The organism is Achromobacter sp. 1011791174, assembly GCF_059760925.1.
This window is the reverse complement of sequence record NZ_JCBANH010000198.1, coordinates 1-1,442: the sequence shown is the minus strand read 5'-3', so window position 1 is coordinate 1,442 and position 1,442 is coordinate 1. Positions and strand designations below refer to the sequence as shown.

The window sequence follows — 1,442 nt, the reverse complement described above, 5'->3', positions numbered from 1 at the left end:
TGCTCATGAGAGGTCTCCCAAAAAGAACAATCCCCACTCAGCGTACCGCTTCGTGGGGATCGGGCTGACCATCTCATTAGCCCCCGCTGTATGGCGGGGGCTTTTTCTCAGGGCGCGGCTCAGTGGCGCGTTTCTACCTGAACCAGCGGTTCAGTCGAAACGGACGGCACGGCCTTGCGCTCACGACCCAGGCGGGCCGGCGTGTGCGCGGCGGCGATACGCAGCTGCGTTTGCGCATGGCGGTCCGGATCGGTTTCCACCCACTGCAGGCCAGCGGCGTTGACGACGTCGTGCAGGGCCTGGGCCTTGGCGGACGGCGTTGCTGCCGGGATGACGATGGGTTGCTCGGCAACCGCCGGGGCCGGAGCGGCGGCGGGAGCCGGGGCGGCGGCCACGGGCTCGACCGGAGCGGGCGCTTGTGCTGCCGGCGCGGCAACTTGCGTCACCACGGGTTCGACGGCGGGCGCTTCGACCGGTGCGGCAACGGGTGCGGCAACAGGCGCGGGTGCGGCGGCGGGCTCCACGGCCACGGGGGCCGGGGCTTCGTCGCGCGGCTGCGCTTGCGTGACCACGGGCTCGACGGGCGTCGCCTGAACCGGCTCGGCCTTGACGGCTTGCTCGGCTGCCGGAGCAGCTTCGGCCTGAGCGGCCTGAACGGTTTCTTCAGCAGGCGCGGCGGCTTGCGGCTGAGCAGGCGATTCAGCCGATTCAGAGGGGGCCTGGGCCTGAACAGCCTCGGCGCCGTTGTCCTCGTCACCAGCGTCGTCCAGCTGTTCGTCGCTGCCGATCAGGCCGTTCTCGTCCTGGCTGCGGCGGCCGCGGCGGCTGCGGCGGCGGCGACGCTTGCGCTCGGGATCGGCCGAGCCTTCGGCGCCTTCGGCCAGCGCGATGCCGTCTTCCGTTTGCTCGATGGCATCCGTCTGTTCCTGGAGGGCGGCCACGGGAGCGGCTTCAGCGGCGGGAACGGCGGGCTTGGCGTCAGGCAGCGCGGTGGCCACGGTCTGGGCCAGCGCCGCGACCATGCTTTCCTGTTCGCTCATCGGCGCGTCGGATTGGCCTTCCTCGCGGCGGTTGCGGCCACGGCCGCGACGGCGATTGCGGCCGGCGCCGGCGTCATCGCCAGCGGCCTCGGCTGCCTGCTCGGGGCGGTTGTTGGCCAGCGCGGCCTGGTCGCGATCGGCGCGGGCTTCGTTACGGCCCTGGCGCTCGCCGCGTTCCGGCCGTTCGGCGCGTTCCGGGCGCTCGGCGCGCTCGCCTTCGGCGCGGCGGTTGCCGCGCACGTGCTGGCGGCCGCCTTCGGCGCTTTCAGCGCTGTCGCCGCGCGCTTCATTGCGGCGGTTGCGGTTGCGGTCGGAGCCATGGCGCTCGCCGCGGCGGTCCTGGCCGTCGTGGCGGCCCTTGCCACGGCCGGAGGCGCCGCGCTTGGCGGTGTCTTCCTGGGC

1 pseudogene is annotated in these 1,442 nt (G+C 73.0%); it reads right to left on the bottom strand.

Going from position 1 to position 1,442, the window contains the following annotated elements:
* Nucleotides 1–119: 119 nt before the first annotated feature.
* A pseudogene (locus AC6LJ5_RS30285) lies at nt 120–1,442 on the bottom strand (ribonuclease E/G); the annotation flags it as partial.